The organism is Nocardia acididurans (assembly GCF_016741815.1).
In the GTDB taxonomy this organism is placed as follows: Bacteria; Actinomycetota; Actinomycetes; order Mycobacteriales; family Mycobacteriaceae; genus Nocardia; species Nocardia acididurans.
Map to the genome: position 1 here is coordinate 109,518 of NZ_JAERRJ010000008.1, position 17,457 is coordinate 126,974.

Sequence of the window (17,457 nt, forward strand, 5' to 3'; positions counted from 1 at the left end):
TGTGCGGTGTGGGGGACGGTCAGGCCGTCACCGGGGAGGATGCGGTGATCCGACGGGCGGCAACGGCTGGTCGCACGGTCATCAACATCAACTCCTGGTCATCGATCGAAGGGGTGGTCTAGCGGCTTCAGCCTACCAGCATTGGAGCAACCGTCCAGTTGTTTGCGTTACCGGCGTACTGGCAGTACCAGCTGCGCGCCTGTGACCGGGTGGTCGAGCACTTCCACCGGATGCCGGTAGACGCGAGTCAGCAGTTCGGTGGTGAGCACTTCGCGCGGTGGCCCGTCGGCGGCGATGCGCCCGGAGTCCAGTACGGCGACTCGGTCGGCGTAGGCGGCGGCTACTCCGAGATCGTGGAGCACCACGACGACCGAGGCGCCCTTTGCCGCGCGTTCACGGGCGAGGGTGAGTACCTGCTCCTGATGTCCGAGATCCAGTGCGGCGGTGGGCTCGTCGAGGAGCAGGGTGGGGGTGTCCTGGGCCAGTACGCGAGCCAGGGCGACCCGGGCGCGTTCTCCGCCGGAGAGTGCGGGGAAGGGCCGGGCTGCGAGGTGGGTGACGTCGGTGGCGGTCATGGCGGCGGCGATGCATTGCTCGTCGCGGTCCTGTCGGTCGGTGTTGGCCCAGGGCGCGCGGCCCATGGCGACGACTTCGCGTGCGGTGAAGGGGAATCCGACGGTGTGTGACTGCGGCAGTACGGCGCGGCGGCGCGCCATATCGAGGGGTGTCCAGTTGGTGAGTGCTCTGCCGTCGAGTTCGACCGTGCCGGAGAGGAGTTCGAGTTCGCCCGCCAACGCTGCCAGCAGTGTGGATTTTCCCGCGCCGTTGGGGCCGACGAGGGCGATGATCTGTCCGGCGCGCACTTCGAAGTCGACACCGTCGAGGATGCGCCGTCCGGCCCCGCGGACGAGTACCGCGTTGCGGGCCCGCAGGGTGGCGGTGCCGGATTCGGGTGGCCGTGGCAGGGCGTGCGATTTGGCGAACAGTGTTGTGAGCGTGCGTTTTCCGCTCATGCCCAGCCTCCCGAACTGGCGCGGGTGCGCCGCAGCAGCCAGAAGAAGAACGGTCCGCCCACCAGTGAGGTGAGCATGCCCAAGGGCAGGTCGGCGTTGTGTACCAGGGAGCGGGCGCCGATATCGGCGGCCAGCAGCACGATCGCGCCCAGGATCGCCGAGAGCGGGATGAGTACCCGGTGGGCGGGTCCGACGAGCATGCGCACCAGGTGCGGCACGATCAGACCGACGAACATGATGACACCGGTGAACGCCACACCGGCGGTGGCCAGTATCGCCACGACCAGGATCACGTTGCGCCGCAATCGTTCCACGTCGACGCCCAGATGCCGGGCAGCGGATTCGCCGAGGGCGAGCAGGTCGAGTTTGGCGGCCATGATGATCGCCGCCGTCACCCCGATCAGCGTGAGTGGCGCGACGACGGCGACGGACTGCCAGGTGGCGCCGTTGAGGCTGCCGAGCTGCCAGAACACGATCTGGTCCCGTGCCGCCGGTGAGGCGGTGAACAGCAGGAACGACAGCAGTCCGGCGGTGAAGGCGTTGATGGCCACACCGGTGAGCACCAGTGTCACGACTTCGGTGCGGCCGTTGGATCGCGCCAGCACATAGACGAGCAGGGTGGTGCCGAGCCCGGCGATGAAGGCGCCGCCCGCCACCGACCAGGCGGCCGCGAATGCCCCGCCGAATACGATGACCGTGCCCGCACCGACCGCCGCACCGGCCGAGACGCCGATGACACCGGGTTCGGCGAGCGGATTGGCGAATACGCCCTGTAGTAGCGCGCCGGCGGTGGCCAGGGCCGCACCGACGAGCATGGCCATCACGACGCGGGGGAAGCGCACTTCCCAGAGGGTCACGTACCCCGCGGGATGTTCGGGCATCGGTCCCCAGTCCAGCCCCATCCGATGGAATACGCTGCCGACCACTTCGGCGAAGCTGGTCGGCACCTGGCCGACCCGGGCCGACACGATCGCGAGCAGCACGAGCGCGGTCACTCCGATTGTGAAGATCAACGCGGTGCGCGACCATCGCCGCGTGCCGGGCGCCGGTTCGGGATCGACCGCGTCGGCTGACATCTCGTGCGGCATAACGGCATGTGTGGCGAGGGCCCGCTCACGGTCGGTGCCGGGCTGGACTGCGGGATCGGTGTGCTCGGGTTTCGGGTGGCCGGGGGCCGGTGTGCCGGATTCGGTCATGCGGCGGGCGTGCCGTAGACGGATTTGGTGAGGGCGGCCAGCACGCGACCGGTGTTGGGGCCGAAGGACAGCAGGACCGAGTCGGCCATGTCGATGACGCGATGGTTCTTGCCCGCGGGGGTCTGGGCGATGCCCGGGATCTTCTCGACGCCGTCGACGCCGCCGACCGAGGACAGTCCGTCGCTCATCACGAGGATGACGTCGGGCGCGGCGGCGATCATGGCTTCGCTGGTGATGGGCAGGAACTGCTCGGTGACTCCGGAGGCGGTGCCCGCGTCGACGCCGCCGATGGCGGAAATGAGCGAGTCCGCGCCGGAACCGGGGCCCGCGATCATGGTGATGGCGGTGGAGCGCAGGTACAGGAAGGCGATGCGCGGTGCGTTGGGCTCGTGCGGGACAGCGTCTTTCGCGGCGTTGATCTCGTCCTGGGTGCGCTGGGCGAGTTTCTTGCCTGTGTCGCTCACCCCGAGAGCGTTGGCGACGGCCTGGATCTGCGGGGCGACCGCGTCGATGGTGCGCTGCGGATCGACGTAGACGGTGGTGATGCCCAGTGCGCGCAGCTGGTCCCGGATCGCCGGCGTCGCGGTGGTGGTGTCGGTGAGGAATACCGTGGGCCGCAGTGCCGCAACAGATTCCACGCTCAGCGTGCCGCCGCCGCTGCTCACGGTGGGCACGTCCGCGACGCCGGGGAAGGCGGCGGAGTTCGACTTGCCGACCAGTTTGGGCCCCAGGCCCAGCGCATAGACGGTCTGTGCGAGCGTCCCGTACCGGTCGACAGCGATGATGCGGCTGGCGTCGGTGACCGTGACCTCGCTGCCGTCGAACGATTTCACCGTCACCGGCAGCACAGGCGTGGGTTCGGGTCCGATCGGCGTGGGGTCGGCGTCGCCGATGCTGGCCGTACTCGGCCCGGTTTGCCCACCGGTTGCGGTGTCGGTGTTGGAGCAGGCGGCACTGCCGGCGACGAGGCTCGCGCCGAGCAGGACGAGCAGCAGCTGCCGGAGGGTGACCGTTCGACCACGCGCGAGGAACCTCATGCAGGTAAGGCTAGCCTCCTCGATCATGGCCGAACCAACCCGGTGCCGCTGATCGATCACCATGTGGCCGCCCCGAATCCGACGTGCGGGAACCTCGCGCCGCACCCGGATCCGGGTGCGCGGGCCGGTGTCGCACGGAAATGACCGTGGCCGGTGTGCCACGGTTTTCCGCGCCGGACGGTCGGCCCAGGTCATTCCGTGCGGGCGCTCACATCGCCCAGTGCCGCGGCGATCGCGCGCGGCAGTTCGAGGGCTTCGGCGGCGAGGATTCCGGTGAGCTGGCCGATGTCGCGCGCCCCGACGAGCATGCTGGCCACGCCGGGCTGATCGCGAATCCAGGCCAGCGCCACCGCGAGTGGGGAGGTGCCCAGTCCGTCGGCGGCGGTGACCACGGCGTCCACGACCCGTACGGCGTGGTCGTCGAGGCGGGCGTTGATCTCGGCGGCGGTGGCCTCGTCGGCGCCGCGGGAGTCGGCGGGGACGCCGTCACGGTATTTGCCGGTGAGGATGCCGCCGGCCAGCGGCGCGGTGGCGATGACGCCGATGCCGTGATGCTGTGCGGCAGGCACGAATTCGTGTTCCACGCCGCGGGCCAGCAGCGAGTACGGGGTCTGGGCGGCGGTGATCGGCGCGGCCGCGGACAAAGTGGCCAGCTGCCAGCCGTCGTAGCCGCGGGCGCCGGCATAGCGGACGCGTCCGGTGCGCACCGCCCAGGAGAGCGTGTCGGCGATCTCCTCGAGGGGGGTGTGCGGATCCCAGGCGGCCACGGTCCACAGGTCGAGGTGGTCGGTGCCGAGCAGGTGCAGGGTCTGGTCGAGCTGGCGCATCATGGTGCGCCGGGAGGCGTCGACGGTCCAGCGGGTGGGCGCGGGCACCGGCCCGGCGGCGGGATCGGTGAGAACCGGTGTGTGCCCGGCGGTTCCGCTGAGCACGAGTTCTTCGCGCCCGATCTCCCCGACGAGTTCGCCGAGAATTCGCTGTGCGGCGCCGTCACCGTAGGCGGGGGAGGTGTCGACCAGCGTGCCGCCCTGCTCGACGAAGGCCTCGAGTTGGGCCGCCGCGTCCTCGGCATCGGTTTCCCTGCCCCACGTGTGGGTGGCCAATCCGAGGCGGGAGACCCGTAGCCCGCTGCGTCCGACCGTCCGCTGTTCCATCACCGCGCATGCACTTCCGTCACATGAGTCAGCCTAAGCGCACATGTCCCACATGCCGTGCTGTACCGGCGGCCCGTGTCTCGGATTCGATGTGGTTCCCCCGTTCATGTTTCGCGCCCGCCCTGTAGGGTCGCTGCGGTGTTCGGGGCGTGCCTGCGGGCATCGGCCGGACACCGCCGCCGCTGGGCGAATTGTCCAGCGGCAGCCGACGATTCGGATTTGGAGGGTGTGTGTGGGCGAGGCGATGACGTGGGTTCAGGCCCTGGTGCTGGGCCTGGTGCAGGGCTTGACGGAGTTTCTGCCGATCTCCTCGTCGGCGCATATGCGCATCGTGTCGGCGGTGTTCTTCGGTGACGACGCGGGCGCGTCGTTCACCGCGGTCACCCAGCTGGGCACCGAGGCCGCGGTGCTGGTGTACTTCGCCAAGGACATCTGGCGGATCCTGCTGGCCTGGTTCGGCGTGAACTGGGAGAAGATCACCGGACGGTCCAAGGTCGCGCAGACCGTGCCGTTGCACGATCAACCCACCCAGGTGCTGCCCGTCTACGACCCGGACATGCCCGGCGGCTACGCCATGGACACCGAACAGCAGCGCCGGCTCGACTACCGGGTGGGCTGGTATGTGATCATCGCCACCATCCCGATCGGCGTGCTCGGATTCCTGTTCAAAGACGAAATCCGTACCGGCGCACGGAATCTGTGGCTGGTGTCCACCATGTTGATCGTGTTCGCGCTGGTGATCGCCGCCGGTGAGTACTACGGCCGCAAACAGCGCCCGATCGAGCAGCTCACCACCCGCGACGGCCTCGTCATGGGCTTCGCGCAATGCCTCGCGCTGATCCCGGGCGTGTCGCGGTCGGGCGCGACATCCACGGCCGGTCTGTTCCTGGGCCTGACTCGTGAAGCCGCCGTGCGGTTCTCGTTCCTGCTGGCCATTCCGGCGGTGCTGGCCTCGGGCCTGTTCAGCCTGCCCGACGCGTTCGAACCCGCCGGTGAGGGCCTCAACGCGTCGGGTCCGCAGATCTTCGTGGCGACCGTGATCTCGTTCGTGGTCGGTTACGCGTCGGTGGCGTGGCTGCTGAAGTTCGTGGCCAAACATTCCCTGGACTGGTTCGTCGGCTACCGCATCATCCTCGGCCTGACGGTGATGGCGCTGCTGGCGACCGGCATCGTCCCCGCGACCTAGACAGTAGGCTGACACGGTGACGGTGATCCTGTTGCGGCACGGCGTATCCACGTCGAACACTGCCCGCACCCTGGCCGGCCGCAGCGCGGGCGTCGATCTGACCGACCGCGGCCGCGACCAAGCCCAGAGCCTGGTGCAGCGGCTGGGTTCGCTGCCCATCGAGCACATCGTGTGCTCGCCGCTGCTGCGCTGCCAGCGCACCGTCGCCCCGCTCGCGGACAAACTCGGCCTCGAAACCGAACCCGACGAACGGCTCCTGGAAGTCGACTACGGTGACTGGACCGGGCGGGCGCTGGCCGAGCTGGTGAGCGAACCGCTGTGGAAGGTCGTGCAGCGGCACGCGTCGGCGGCGGTGTTCCCGGCCGGAGAAGGCTTGGCGCAGGTGCAGTTTCGCGCCGTGACCGCCATCCGGGAACTGGACCGGGCCTTCGCCGGGAAACACGGCAGGGACGTGCTGTGGGTGGCGTGCACGCACGGCGACGTGATCAAGTCGATCATCGCCGACGCGTTCGGCATCCACCTCGACGGCTTCCAGCGCATCGTGGTCGAACCGGCGTCGATCAGCGTCATCAGATACACCCCGACCGCCCCCTACGTGTGGCGGGTGAACGACACCGGTTCGGATCTGACCAGCCTGGCGGCGATTTCGCCACAATCCGGCACCGAGGCCAGGTCGGGGCCGGTACCCGGCGGCGAAACGGGAAACACCGGGAGTACGGATAATGGGGTTGCGGAACGCCCCGATTCTTAAGTGTCGTTGAAAGCTGTCAGGAGGTGCAGATGAGCCGAGCAATCCATATTTTCCGCACCCCCGATCGTTTCGTCGCCGGCACTGTCGGCGAGCCGGGCGACCGCGCTTTCTACCTGCAGGCCGTGCAGGAACCGCGCGTGGTCAGCGTGCTGCTGGAAAAGCAGCAGGTGAAAGTGCTGGCCGATCGGATGGGTTTACTGCTGGACGAAGTCGCGCGCCGCTTCGGCACGCCCGTACCGCCCACCGCGGCCGACGTCGCCGACACCGCGCCGCTGCTCACCCCGATCGACGCCGAATTCCGGGTCGGCACCATGGGATTGGGCTGGGATGCCGACGCGGGCGCGGTGGTGGTCGAATTACTGGCCATCACCGAAACCGAGGTCGACGAATCGGTGGTGCTCGACGACACCGAGGAGGGCCCCGACGCGGTGCGCGTGTTCCTCACCCCGGTGCAGGCGCGCGAGTTCGCGTTGCGGTCGGCGCGGGTGATCGCGGCCGGGCGGCCGCCGTGCCCGCTGTGCGGGGAACCCCTGTCCCCGGCCGGGCACATGTGCGTGCGCACCAACGGCTACAAGCGCGGCGACATCTTCGGCGCCACCGGCACCATCGAGGACTGAGCAGTGAACGACCCGCTATCCGCCGGTGCGATGACGGTGATCGGGCAGGTCACCACCGCCAGCAACGCCACCCTGGTGTGCGAGATCCCCGACGACGCCACGCAGGTGCTGCGCGTGGTGTACAAGCCGGTGCGCGGGGAACGGCCGCTGTGGGACTTCCCCGACGGCACCCTCGCCGGCCGCGAAGTCGCCGCCTACCAGGTGTCGGAAGCCTTGGGGTGGGGCGTGATCCCCGAAACCATCCTGCGCGACGGCCCCTACGGGCCGGGCATGGTGCAACGCTGGATCGACACGCCCGAGGACGGACCCGATCTGGTGGACCTGTGCCCCGTCGGGGAAATCCCCGACGGCTACCGCGAGGTGCTGCGCGCCCTGGACCCCGCCGGCCATCAGGTGTCGCTCGTCCACGCCGAGAACCCCGGGCTGTACCGGATGGCGGTGCTCGACGTCCTGATCAACAACGCCGACCGCAAAGGCGGACACGCCCTGCACGGTGTCGACGGCCGCGTCTACGGCGTCGATCACGGCATCAGCCTGCACAGCGAACCCAAGCTGCGCACCGTGCTGTGGGGCTGGGCCGGAGAGCCCATCGACGACGAATTACTCACCGACATCAAAGCTTTGGTGAAAGCCCTCGCGGGCGAACCGGGTGCGCGACTGCGCGAACTGATCACCGACGCCGAAGTCGACGCCCTCGAAGCGCGCGCCCAGCAACTGCTCGACGAACCCGTCATGCCGCTGCCCACCTCCGCCCGCCCCATCCCGTGGCCCGCATTCTGATCGCTGCGAGCGCAACGGCGAAAACGTTGCCTGCATCATGATTTCAACCATTGACGTGTGCGCATGATTTATTAAGGTCCAGGTCGGAGCCGGTGTGCGCGGCGACGCCACGCACCCGATGACCGGGGCCGCGCGGGGTCGAGGTCGTGCGCCCAGTTAACCTCGAATCATGCAGTCCTGGTCCGATACCGCTGTCCCGACCGTCCCCGGATCCGGACCAGCGTTGCGCTTGTACGACACCGCCGACAAGCAGGTCCGCCCGGTCACCCCCGGCAGCATCGCCACCATGTACGTCTGCGGCATCACCCCCTATGACGCCACCCACCTCGGGCACGCCGCCACCTACCTGACCTTCGACCTGGTCAACCGGCTGTGGCGCGACGCCGGACACGACGTGCACTACGTGCAGAACACCACCGACGTCGACGACCCGCTGTTCGAACGCGCCCAGCGCGACGGCATCGACTGGCGGGAGCTCGGCACCCGCGAGATCAACCTGTTCCGTGAGGACATGGCCGCCCTGCGCGTCATCCCGCCGCGCGACTACATCGGGGCCATCGAATCGGTGCAGGAGGTCGTCGAACTGGTCGACAAACTGCTCGTCACCGGCGCCGCCTATGTGGTCGACGACCCCGAGTACCCCGACATCTACTTCCGGCACGACGCCACCGAGCAGTTCGGTTACGAATCGGGCTACGACCGGGCCACCATGGACCGGTTCTTCGCCGAACGCGGCGGCGATCCCGACCGCAAGGGCAAACGCGACCCCATCGACCCGCTGCTGTGGCGGGTGGAGCGTCCGGGCGAACCGTCCTGGCCGGCGCCGTTCGGGGCGGGACGTCCCGGCTGGCACATCGAGTGTGCGGCGATCGCGCTCAACCGCATCGGCACCGAATTCGATATCCAGGGTGGCGGCAGCGACCTCATCTACCCGCATCACGAATACTCCGCCGCGCACGCCGAAGCACTGGTGAAGGGCCGTCGTTTCGCCCGCCACTACGTGCATGCCGGGCTCATCGGCCTCGACGGCGAGAAGATGTCGAAGTCGCGCGGCAACCTCGTGTTCGTCTCCGCGCTGCGCCGCTCCGGCACCGACCCGGCCGCGATCCGGCTGGGCCTGTTCGCCGGCCACTACCGCGCCGACCGCGAATGGTCCGATGCCGTTCTCGCCGAAGCGCTTTCGCGTCTGGACCGCTGGCGTCAGGCCGCCGCGCTGTCTTCCGGGCCCGCCGCCGAGGACACCGTCGCCCGGCTGCGCCGCCACCTCGCCGACGACCTCGACACCCCGAAAGCCCTTGCCGCCGTGGACAGCTGGGTGCAGCAGGCGCTCGAATACGGTGGCCCCGACACCGCCGCGCCCGGCCTCGTCCGCGACGCCGTCGACGCATTGCTCGGTATCGAGCTCTGAGCGACCGGCTCCGGCCGCACCGTGTGCCCCGCCTGGCATACCCGGCGGGGCACACGGCTGTCCGGGGGTAGTCGCGCCGGTCAGCCGAACACGACGCGCACGATCACCGGCGACTCGCCTTCCAACGGAAAAGCATTCGGCGCGTTGCGGACATAGGAGTTGAAACGGCTCAAACGCTCCGGTGTCGCCGCCGCCACGGTCGCGGTGCCGGTCCGCCACCGGAAACCCTTGCGCAACCGCACCCGCGGATCTGCTTCGATATTGCGCACCCAATCGGCGCGCCGCCCGTGCACCGACAGCAGATCCATCCCCTCGCTGTCACGCGGGCCCGCGCCGAGCGGAATCCGGCGTCGCCGACCGGATCTGCGGCCGGTCGTCTCCAGCAGCACCCACCACGGCGCCAGCGCGGCCAGTACCGAATTGACCGGATTGATGATGTGCCAGAACCGGATCGTGCCGCGAGGTCTCGCATTCGCCACCATGAATCGACCTTAGAACCAGGCCCTCGATCGCGGGCGTCCGGGGATGAACGACGCGCGACGACACCGGCCCTGCCCGACGGCGGCCACCCGGTTTCGGAGAATCCGGTGGGGCTGGCGGGGGTTCCCTGCGCGGTCGGTGATCGCGAGGAATCAACAGACCGCATCGGACCCTAACGTCTCGACGGCGCTGAACAGCGCGAACACACCCCATGCGGTTCGATAACGGTCGCGATGTGGTGCGAGTCACGAATGTTTCCTGGCGACGCACTCGTGTGCGGGTGAGCGGGAGGTCCGCGCCCGCCGGTCGATGACCGGGCGATAACGACGGGTCGTCCCGGGGGTAGTGGCGCAACTGGTCGGGATCCGGCGCTAAGAAGCTCTGCTATCCCCGCCTAGGTCGGCCTTACCCAGAACCGAAAGCCCCGAGGCCGCCATGTCGCATTCATGTTGGGCAGGCTCTCCGCCTCAGCCTCGCCGATTGGTATGAACGAAGGCGATATCGAACGACGGCGAGGGGCCAGTCATGGGGCGGCTTTTCTGTAGTTCAGTGCTCGTCACGAGCGCGCTTCTCGGCACGGTGGCGTGTGCCGGGATGGATCGAGGAGCGGGGGATCATGCGGCGAACCTCGGGTCCGGGCCCGAGTGTTCGGGGCGCTGGTTGCTGGCTAGGGTCGGCTACTCGGACAACGGCACCGCACCGGATCGGAGGCAGGATCCGGTTCGGCGGTTTCTTTTCGACACCGCCGACTCGGTGTGGTGTGCCGGAGTCACCACTGATGATCTGATCGAGACCGCGCGGGCGCTCGTGCTCGCCTTCCCTGAACTGTGTGTGCGTCGGCCCGACCCGCTTCCGGACGACGTGCTGCGTGTAGTCGACAAGGGCACTGGTGGTGGGCCGGTGGCACTGGCCTACCAAGGCTTCGATCTGGGCACCGGCCGCCTCGCGGTGTACGCGCGCTTTGTCACCGCTGCGGCCGATTTCGGATGTTCACCGTGATGGCCAAACCAATGGTGGGCATGCCGCGGACCCTGGACGACAGCCGGTGAGCGTGTGCGGTTCGCATCGATTGCGGTATCGAGAGTGATCACCCCCGATAGACTGTCTGAGACAAGCCTGCAGGAGGTGGGGAATGGCGGAGATGTCGCTTCTGCCGATCGGTGTGGACTACACCGATCTGGCTGCCGGTGAGTCGCGGACACGCTGCTACTCGGCGAACCTCCACGGTACGGACACGCCTCTGGTGCTGTTGCACGGCGCGGGGGCGGACTCGGCGCTGATCAGCTATGCCGGTGTGCTCACGTCGTTCGCGCCGCATCGGCGGGTCGTGGCCCCGGACCTTCCGGGGTACGGTGCGAGTGCCCTGCCACCGGGCGCGGTCCCCGATATCGGGTGGTATGTCGACTGGGTCGAACACCTGTGCCGGGCAATGGGATTGGATCGGATAGACCTGGGCGGGTTATCGCTGGGCGGGTTCATCGCCTTGCAGACCGCCTTGGACCGCCCGGGGTTGGTGCGGCGGCTTGTACTGATCAATCCGGCCGGCCTCAGTGAAACCTTGCCGTGGATGTGGTGGCGCGATGGTTGGCACACCATCCACGGGCCAACCGCGCGGCAGTGCGCGCCTCGGTCGGATTCGGCCGTACCGCAACACGGCTGGGACTTCGGCGCATCGTCCGCAATCGAGCCGCCCTGACCGACGACCTGGTCGACGCGGTCGTGGCCAGCGGGCGACGTCCCGGCGCCGGAGACGCGTTCACCGCCACCCAGCGCGCGATCTTCGACCAAGGCCACCGCGCATGGGATCTGGCTCCCCGCCTCGGTGAACTGTCCGCCCCTACCCTGCTGCTGCATACAATGCGCAGGACTTGGACGCGATGATCGCCGCAGTCTGCCCTGCCAGGGCCGAACCTCTACAGCAACCCTACGAAGGGCAGACTCCGGAACGACTGCTCGCCAAGGACTTCACATCCGACGGCAAGATGATCCTGGACAGCTTCATCAGTCCGGTGACAGTGGGCGATACCGGCAGCGCGACGATCGTGACGCACTACGAGAACGACGAGAAGAACGGTGCAGTGTTGCCGAATCCCCCTTTCAGGCAACATTTCACCAAGCAATCCGGTGAATGGAAGGTGTGTGAGGTCTCGCCAGGCTGATCAGGCGGCACCCGATCCCGGCCCGCTGAGATCCCGGCGAACCGGACTGCGTCACCCCTGTTCCCGGCAACGTGGTTCCTGCGCGACTTGGTGACACTCGCGCGCAGGCACGCCGCGACCGACCGCATCCGAGCAGGCAAAGCACGCCCGCACTCTGGACACCGCCGCGCACCCGACCGGCCACTCCCGGCCACATCTCAAGGCTACGACCACCCAGCCTCAACCCACAGGCCTAGGAACGGACAACGACCTGCGGTTGTCTCCAGGGATTGGAAGCACCCACTCAGGCGTTGGCGGCGGCCTTCGCCGCCGCGGCGATCTCCTGGAAGCGCACCACATTCCCGCCCGCACCCCAGGTGCCCTCGGGCTGCGGATGCACCAGCACCCACACGCGCAGCGCGTCCTCGACCGGCAGGCCCGCGGCGGTGAGAACCTGGTCGGTGACCTCCTTGACCAGTCCGGCGATCCGCCGCTCGGACAGCGCCCCCTCGGGTGCGGTGACATCCACGCGGAAGCGCGGCAGGTCGTCTTCGAGGGCCCCGAACTCGCCGGGCGCGGTCTCCTCGATGCGGACCCACGCCTGCGCGCGGAAGAACGCGTTGTCCGGTGCGTTCTCCCAGCGCAGCAGTGTCGCGGGCAGGGATTTGCGCAGGCTGTCGCGGGTTTCGGCGGTCAGGATCCCGGCGGGCAGGGTCAGCTGGATCATCGGCATGACGTGACTCCTCGATACTCGGTCTATAACGACTGTTATAGAACCCTCACGGTAAGCTATGACGAGCGTTATAGACAAGGAGTGTGCGCATGGCCGACCCTGTGGCCCGCGACCGCATGGTGGCCGGCGCCGCCGATATGATCCGCCGCCGCGGCCTCAACGCCACCAGCGTGCGCGAACTGGCCAAACACGCCTCGGCCCCGCTCGGCTCCACCTACCACTACTTCCCCGGCGGCAAACAGCAACTCGCCGCCGAAGCCGTCACCTTCACCGGCGACCACATCGCGCGACTGCTCACCGAGTATCTGCGCCCCGGCCCGATCGAAGGACTGCGCTCGTTCCTCGCCCTGTGGCGAAAGGTCGTGGAATCCAGCGACTTCCGCGCCGGCTGCCCCGTCCTGGCCGTCTCCGTCGAAGACCTCCCCGACGGCGAATCCGCCCCGCACCAGGCCGCCGCCACCGCCTTCGCGCAATGGACCGCGCTGCTCGCCGCCTCCCTGCGCGAGCACGGCGCAGGCGAGGCCGCCGCCGAATCCACCGCCACCCTCATCGTCGCCGCCGCCGAAGGCGCGATCGCCATGTCCCGCGCCGAACGCAGCACCACACCCATGGACCGTGTCGCCGCCCAACTGGAATCACTCGTCCGCGCCGTCACCACCCCGGCGCAGGGCGGCTGAACCCGCCACCGGCACGACCGGCCGTCGCGAACACGCTGCCGCCGCGATGGACGCAGGGCGTCGCAGCCGCAACGTGCGGTGCGCGAACGGTGACGGGAGTACCCCTGTGCGGTGCCCCTGATTGCGCCACGTTAGCCGCCCTGTCGCCGAGGTCGATGCGGGCTGTCCGTCGGCGCGCCGGTTCAGGCTATTCGAATCACGGTGCGCTGCAAGAATTTCGCAGTCGCATCCGGGTTGCGGCGGGCGGCGGTCGAGGTCGCCGGGTGCGCGTGACCCCTACCGTGCGCCCCGGTGAATCCTGTTGCGGGTGCGGGGGTTCGGCGGACATGCGACTCTGGGGTGGTTCCATCGCGCCATTCCGGAGGTTTCGGGTATGCGATTGATCATGTCGGGGCCACCCGGATCGGGGTTGGTGGCACAGCAGAGTCGTGCGGCCCGCTACTGGCGGATTCCGGCGGTGAGCCTGGGTTCGGCGGTGCGGGACGAGTTGGCCGCCGACTCCGCACTGGGCAGGCAGGCCATCGAATTGTTCGACCGCGGAGCCGAACTCGGTGACGCGCTGCCGGTCGACATCCTGCTCAGCCACCTGGATCGCGTGGATGACGGGCGCGGGTTCGTCCTGCACGGGCTGCCCGCGTCGGTACCGCAGGCCGAACTGCTGGCACGGCGACTCATGATGCGCGGCACACCCCTGCGCGCGGTGCTGCTGCTGGACGAACCGGAGGAGACGACCCTGGCCCGCCTGACCGGACAGGCACGCGCACACGGCGACGAGAGCGGATTCCGGGAACGCCTGGCCCTGTTCGAGACGCTGCGCCGCCCGGTCCTCGAGTTCTACCGCGATCACGCCCGCCAAGGCGGAATCCCCTGCTATTCGGTGTCCGCCGCCGGCAGCGAGGACGAGATATTCGAGCGCATCGTCGCCCTGCTCGAATGAGGGTGCGGCACTGTGCCACCGGCGGCACGAATCACCCCGCCGCGCGCGGTGGAGGTTGCCGGGGCCGCCGTCGGGTCGTGCACGCTGCCGCGCCGGTCGGTGAGAATCCGGTGGCGTGCGCGGTGCGCGCTACCGCCGAGACGTCCTGGGCGACACCGGTTATCCGCGCGGGGCCGAGCACCAGCACCCCGTGCGCGCACGACCAGCGTGAACGCGGGCAGTTCGTCGCGCACCCTCCCGGCCCGCCCCCGATGCCGATACGGTGAGAGTTCGAGGCTCTCATTCTCGACGAGCACTCACCCTCGATGTGGAGGTACGACGGTGACCGCGATGCCCGGTTTCGAGCGGCTGCGCTCGGTGCGCAAACAGATCCGCGCGGGAGGCGAACTGCTCGACGCGGTCCGCAAGGATCCCCGGATCGTGCGCGAACTGATCGCCGGATTCACCGGCCGCCCCGCGCCGGAACCCGCCGTCGAGCTGGGCGAGCACACCCCACCGGCCGCACTCGCCGACTACCCGCGCACCGCGCACGCCCGGCAGCAGATCGACGCCGCGACGGAGCCGGTGCGCGCGTTCCTCGGTGACCTGTCGAAGATCCCGTCCTGGTTCACCTTCCACGCCGGCTGGCGCGAAGACGCCCCCGGACAAGCCGAACCGGGCGTGGAATTCGTGCAGCAGGCGAAATTCATGGGTATCCCGGCGGACCTGCGCTGGACGGTCACCGAGGCCACCGGCGACAGGCTGGGGTTGTCCGGCACCGGACCGCAGGGACTGCACCTCGGCTTCTGGATCACGGTGACACCCAACGCCACCGGATCCACCGTCTACATCGACGCCGGACTGGCCGGGCCGCCGATCGACGGCCCCCTGGGCGGGTCGGTCGCGCGCAGCCTGGGCGAGGCACTGCAGGATTCGCTGGCCGCCCTGCCCGCCGCCCTCGCCGCCGACACCCCCACCGCCGGGCGCACGGCACGAAAAGCCGTGCGGCACAAAGCCACCGGCGCGGTCCTCGCGCCGACGACGCCCGTGCTGGTCGGTGTCGGGCAGGTGGTGGACCGCACCCCCGACCCGGCCTACCCCGATCCCGCGCAACTGGCGGTGCGGGCACTGCGGCGCGCGGCCACCGACGCCGGAGCGGGAGAGAGATTGCTGCGCGACGCCGACGCCGTGTACGCGGTCGCCCCCACCTCCTGGCAGTACCGGGACCTGGGCGCGCTCGTGGCCGCCGCGGTCGGCGCGAACGGGGTGGACACCGTGCAGTCCAGCCCCTTCGGCGGAGACGGCGGGCAACTGGTGCTCAACGAGGCCGCGGCCGCCATCGCCGCCGGCGACTACGACATCGTGCTGGTGACCGGCGCGGAAGCCGGAGCCACCCAGGCCGCCGCCCAGCGCGCCGGCATCACCCCCGACTGGCCGGTGCAGGGCGCGCAGGTGCGGCCGACCCGCACCGTCGGCATCGACAAACCGGCCAACAACGCCGCCGAAACCACCGCGGGCCTGCTCGCCCCGATCAACATGTACGCGCTGCTGGAATCGGCGAACCGGCACACCCTGGGCCGCAGCCCCGACGAGCACGCGCACGCGGTCGCCCAGCTGTGGTCGCGGCTGTCAGCGGTGGCGGCCGCCAACCCGAATGCCTGGCAGCCGCAGGAGTTCTCGGCCGAGCAGATCGCGACCGTCACCGACACCAACCGGATGATCTCCGCGCCCTACACCAAACTCGAATGCGCCAACCTGACCGTCGACATGGCCAGCGGCATCATCGTGTGCAGTGCCGCCGCCGCCGAAGCCGCCGGAATCCCGCAGGAGCAGTGGGTGTTCCTGCACGCGGGCGCCTCCGGCACCGACGAATGGTTCGTCAGCGAACGCGCCGAGCTGGCGGCGTCCCCGGCGATCCGCGCCCTGGGCGCGGCGGTGTTCGCGCACACCGGCATCGCACCCGACGACCTCACCCATGTCGACCTGTACGCGTGCTTCCCGGTGGCCGTGCAGATCGCCGCCCGCGAACTCGGCCTGCCCGCCGACGACCCGAAACGCCCGCTGTCGGTGACCGGCGGGCTGACCTTCGGCGGCGGCCCCGGCAACAACTACGGCGGGCACGCGGTGGCGAGCCTGGTGCAGAAACTGCGCGCCGAGCCCGGCAGTTTCGGGCTGGCGACCTCGCTGGGCTGGTATCTCACCAAACACGCGATCGGCGTGTACTCCACCACCCCGCCGGCCGCCGGCTACCGGCATCTGACCCCGGTGATCGAGCACCCGCCCGCGCGCCCGGCCCGCACCGGCTACGAGGGGCCCGCCGTGGTGGAGGCCTACACCCTGCCCTACGACCGCGACGGAGCACCCGAGGCGGCGATCCTGTCCCTGCTCACCCCGCAGGGGGAGCGAGTCCTGCTGCGCAGCAGCGAATCCCCGCTGCTGGCCGATCTCACCGACCGGGATCTGCTGGGAGTGCCCGTCACCGTCACCGGCGACACCGTGCGGGTCGAGGACACCGCCCGCGTGGCCTTGCCCGCCCCGCCGCCCGCGCCCGTGCTGGTGGAACGCCGCGGACACGTCACGATCATCACCCTCAACCGCCCGCACGCCCGCAACGCCATCGACCTGGCGACCGCGCTGGGCCTGGAACGCGCCATCGACGCCTACGAAGCCGACCCGAACGCGCGCATCGCCATCCTCACCGGCGCGGGCGGATACTTCAGCGCCGGAATGGATCTCAAAGCCGCCGCGCGCGGGGAGGTGCCCGTCACCGAGAAGCGCGGCATCCTCGGGCTGGTCGCCGCGCCGCCCGCCAAACCGCTCATCGCCGCCGTGGAAGGCCCCGCCCTGGCCGGTGGCTGTGAACTGGCGTTGACCGCGGATCTCATTGTGGCCGCCGAGAATTCGACCTTCGGTATCCCGGAGGTGAAGCGCGGCCTGGTCGCCGTCGGCGGCGGGGTGCTGCGGCTGGCGCAACGGCTGCCGCGGGCCATCGCCATGGAGTTGGCGTTGACCGGTGACCCGATCAGCGCGGGCCGGGCCGCCGAACTGGGGCTGATCAACCAGGTCAGTGCGCCGGGACAGGCCCTGCAGGTGGCGTTGGCGCTGGCGGAACGGATCGCGGTGAACGCGCCGCTCAGTATCGACGCGTCCAAGCAGATCATCGAACAATCCCCGGACTGGACGGTCGCCGAAGCCTTTGCCCGGCAGGGACAACTCGCCGCACCCGCCCTGTCCTCCCAGGACGCGGGCGAAGGCATGCGCGCCTTCGTGGAGAAACGCCCGCCTGTGTGGCGCGGCCGCTGACCTTCGGACAGACTCGCGAAAAAACTCGCCGGAAAAAGTCGCGCCGCGATGTCGAGAACCCGGTGGCG

17 protein-coding genes are annotated in these 17,457 nt (G+C 69.4%); 11 read left to right on the forward strand and 6 right to left on the reverse strand.

Annotated elements, in window-relative coordinates; translation table 11 throughout:
• Positions 1 to 167 precede the first annotated feature (167 nt).
• From JK358_RS21410 to JK358_RS21425, 4 genes are all read right to left on the reverse strand, one after another.
• Positions 168 to 1,013: a heme ABC transporter ATP-binding protein gene (locus JK358_RS21410; protein WP_201949540.1), complete on the reverse strand. Its 846-nt coding sequence runs from the start codon at positions 1,011 to 1,013 to the stop codon at positions 168 to 170.
• Positions 1,010 to 2,089 carry a FecCD family ABC transporter permease gene (locus tag JK358_RS21415; RefSeq protein WP_201950188.1) on the reverse strand — a complete coding sequence of 360 codons (1,080 nt, stop codon included), beginning with the start codon at positions 2,087 to 2,089 and terminating at the stop codon, positions 1,010 to 1,012. The genes JK358_RS21410 and JK358_RS21415 overlap by 4 nt, the downstream gene beginning before the upstream one ends.
• A gap of 116 nt (positions 2,090 to 2,205) precedes the next feature.
• On the reverse strand, positions 2,206 to 3,246 hold the full coding sequence (locus tag JK358_RS21420; RefSeq protein ID WP_201949541.1) for a heme/hemin ABC transporter substrate-binding protein: 1,041 nt from the start codon (positions 3,244 to 3,246) through the stop codon (positions 2,206 to 2,208).
• Between the two features lie 191 nt (positions 3,247 to 3,437).
• Positions 3,438 to 4,400: an aldo/keto reductase gene (locus JK358_RS21425; protein ID WP_201949542.1), complete on the reverse strand. Its 963-nt coding sequence runs from the start codon at positions 4,398 to 4,400 to the stop codon at positions 3,438 to 3,440.
• A 244-nt stretch (positions 4,401 to 4,644) separates the two neighbouring features.
• Here JK358_RS21425 and JK358_RS21430 point away from each other — a divergent pair, with 244 nt between their 5' ends.
• The 5 genes from JK358_RS21430 to mshC all read left to right on the forward strand — a co-directional run bounded on the left by JK358_RS21430 (position 4,645) and on the right by mshC (position 9,142).
• Positions 4,645 to 5,586 (forward strand): undecaprenyl-diphosphate phosphatase, encoded by a 942-nt coding sequence (locus JK358_RS21430; protein WP_201949543.1) that lies wholly within the window; start codon positions 4,645 to 4,647, stop codon positions 5,584 to 5,586.
• 16 nt (positions 5,587 to 5,602) lie between these two features.
• Complete coding sequence (locus tag JK358_RS21435; protein WP_201949544.1) at positions 5,603 to 6,337, forward strand: histidine phosphatase family protein; 735 nt, start codon at positions 5,603 to 5,605, stop codon at positions 6,335 to 6,337.
• A gap of 29 nt (positions 6,338 to 6,366) precedes the next feature.
• On the forward strand, positions 6,367 to 6,954 hold the full coding sequence (locus JK358_RS21440) for a DUF3090 domain-containing protein (protein ID WP_201949545.1): 588 nt from the start codon (positions 6,367 to 6,369) through the stop codon (positions 6,952 to 6,954).
• A gap of 3 nt (positions 6,955 to 6,957) precedes the next feature.
• A complete protein-coding gene (locus tag JK358_RS21445) occupies positions 6,958 to 7,734 on the forward strand; it encodes an SCO1664 family protein (RefSeq protein WP_307817661.1) in 777 nt (258 codons plus the stop codon).
• A gap of 169 nt (positions 7,735 to 7,903) precedes the next feature.
• Entirely contained in the window at positions 7,904 to 9,142 is a 1,239-nt protein-coding gene (gene mshC / locus JK358_RS21450; protein WP_201949546.1) for a cysteine--1-D-myo-inosityl 2-amino-2-deoxy-alpha-D-glucopyranoside ligase, read from the forward strand.
• 80 nt (positions 9,143 to 9,222) lie between these two features.
• On the opposite strand, the gene JK358_RS21455 is transcribed toward mshC, so the two are convergent.
• Positions 9,223 to 9,624 (reverse strand): nitroreductase family deazaflavin-dependent oxidoreductase, encoded by a 402-nt coding sequence (locus JK358_RS21455; protein ID WP_201949547.1) that lies wholly within the window; start codon positions 9,622 to 9,624, stop codon positions 9,223 to 9,225.
• 658 nt (positions 9,625 to 10,282) lie between these two features.
• On the opposite strand from JK358_RS21455, the gene JK358_RS21460 reads away from it, so the two are divergent.
• The 3 genes from JK358_RS21460 (at position 10,283) to JK358_RS21470 (ending at position 11,781) form a co-directional block, all read left to right on the forward strand.
• Positions 10,283 to 10,621 (forward strand): hypothetical protein, encoded by a 339-nt coding sequence (locus JK358_RS21460; protein WP_201949548.1) that lies wholly within the window; start codon positions 10,283 to 10,285, stop codon positions 10,619 to 10,621.
• 133 nt (positions 10,622 to 10,754) lie between these two features.
• Positions 10,755 to 11,318: an alpha/beta fold hydrolase gene (locus JK358_RS21465; protein WP_201949549.1), complete on the forward strand. Its 564-nt coding sequence runs from the start codon at positions 10,755 to 10,757 to the stop codon at positions 11,316 to 11,318.
• A 172-nt stretch (positions 11,319 to 11,490) separates the two neighbouring features.
• Entirely contained in the window at positions 11,491 to 11,781 is a 291-nt protein-coding gene (locus JK358_RS21470; RefSeq protein WP_201949550.1) for a hypothetical protein, read from the forward strand.
• Between the two features lie 283 nt (positions 11,782 to 12,064).
• Here the strand turns inward: JK358_RS21470 and JK358_RS21475 are convergent, their stop codons facing one another.
• Complete coding sequence (locus JK358_RS21475) at positions 12,065 to 12,493, reverse strand: tautomerase family protein (protein ID WP_201949551.1); 429 nt, start codon at positions 12,491 to 12,493, stop codon at positions 12,065 to 12,067.
• An 89-nt stretch (positions 12,494 to 12,582) separates the two neighbouring features.
• Here JK358_RS21475 and JK358_RS21480 point away from each other — a divergent pair, with 89 nt between their 5' ends.
• From JK358_RS21480 to JK358_RS21490, 3 genes are all read left to right on the forward strand, one after another.
• A complete protein-coding gene (locus JK358_RS21480) occupies positions 12,583 to 13,170 on the forward strand; it encodes a TetR/AcrR family transcriptional regulator (RefSeq protein ID WP_201949552.1) in 588 nt (195 codons plus the stop codon).
• 373 nt (positions 13,171 to 13,543) lie between these two features.
• Positions 13,544 to 14,107 (forward strand): adenylate kinase family protein, encoded by a 564-nt coding sequence (locus tag JK358_RS21485; protein WP_201949553.1) that lies wholly within the window; start codon positions 13,544 to 13,546, stop codon positions 14,105 to 14,107.
• A 330-nt stretch (positions 14,108 to 14,437) separates the two neighbouring features.
• Complete coding sequence (locus JK358_RS21490) at positions 14,438 to 17,389, forward strand: type II toxin-antitoxin system Rv0910 family toxin (RefSeq protein ID WP_201950205.1); 2,952 nt, start codon at positions 14,438 to 14,440, stop codon at positions 17,387 to 17,389.
• The last annotated feature ends 68 nt before the right edge of the window (positions 17,390 to 17,457 follow it).